Genomic DNA, 1053 nt, shown 5'->3' with positions numbered 1-1053 from the left:
GTTACATCGCTCACCGTGCCGCCACCGGCTTCTGGTGTAGTTGAACCGCCACCTGTAGAACCACCTGTAATATTACCCACTAAACTAACGCCAGAATAAGCCGAGTAGCCACGAAGCATTACATGGTATGTACCAGCGGTTGGGTTATCAATAGAACACTCTTCGCTATTACCGCCTTTGTACGGACGACAATCGTAGCTTGAGGTAGTTGGTTGGCTGCCTGCGCGTACGTATAAATCTGCATCGCCGCTACCGCCACTCATTGTGAATGTAACATTCGTTGCGCCACTTGGCACAGTCATCGTGTAATACGCTTGTGAACTTGCAGCGCCGCTTAAGCCTGTTTTAGCTTCACCATCTGTCAGTTCGCTATCGCNCGGCTGCTGCATCTACAATACCTGTACCACAACTTGTACACGTTGCTGGGAATGAGCGGGTAGTTGATTTTAAAATGCTTTCTATTTCATCTGGGGTAGCATTTGGTTTAGCTTGCTTTATCAGGGCTGCAACACCAGCAACATGAGGCGCCGCCATTGATGTACCTTGAGAGAACGCATAGCTATCGCTTGAAGGTGTAGACGAGCCTGAGTTATAGGTTGATAAAACGCCTTCAGAGTCGTTTGCAAAGCTTTGTGCGCCGCCCGGCGCTGCAACATCAATATTGCTACCATAGTTTGAATAATATGCTCGTCCGCCGTTACGACCAACAGAGGCAACATTAACAACGCCACTACAGTTACCTGGGTTATAGTTTGCTGAGTTATCGTTATCATTACCGGCAGCAATAACCACGACTGCACCGTTGCTGCGTGCTGTGTTAATTGCGTTTTGTGTGGTAGAGCTACACGNGAGCCGCTGCCACCTAAGCTCATGTTAATTACATCAGCAGGGTTTGAGTTGGCAGGAATGCCCGATACACTTCCGCCAGATGCCCAGATAATGCCATCAGCAATGTCTGAAGTTAAACCACCACACTTACCAAGTACACGTACAGGCACAACTTTAGCGCCATAAGCCACACCGGCAACACCTTCACCGTTATTAGTAACAGCC

The 1053-nt window shown here is 48.7% G+C and carries 1 pseudogene; it reads right to left on the bottom strand.

Annotated features, from left to right (window positions below):
* Positions 1-1053: pseudogene (locus L650_RS0110895) on the bottom strand (S8 family serine peptidase); the annotation flags it as partial.

The sequence above is a fragment of the Pseudoalteromonas sp. TB51 genome (assembly GCF_000498055.1).
GTDB classification, from domain to species: Bacteria; Pseudomonadota; Gammaproteobacteria; order Enterobacterales; family Alteromonadaceae; genus Pseudoalteromonas; species Pseudoalteromonas atlantica.
Note: the sequence above shows the minus strand (reverse complement) of the source record. Positions and strands in the feature narration are given on the sequence as shown.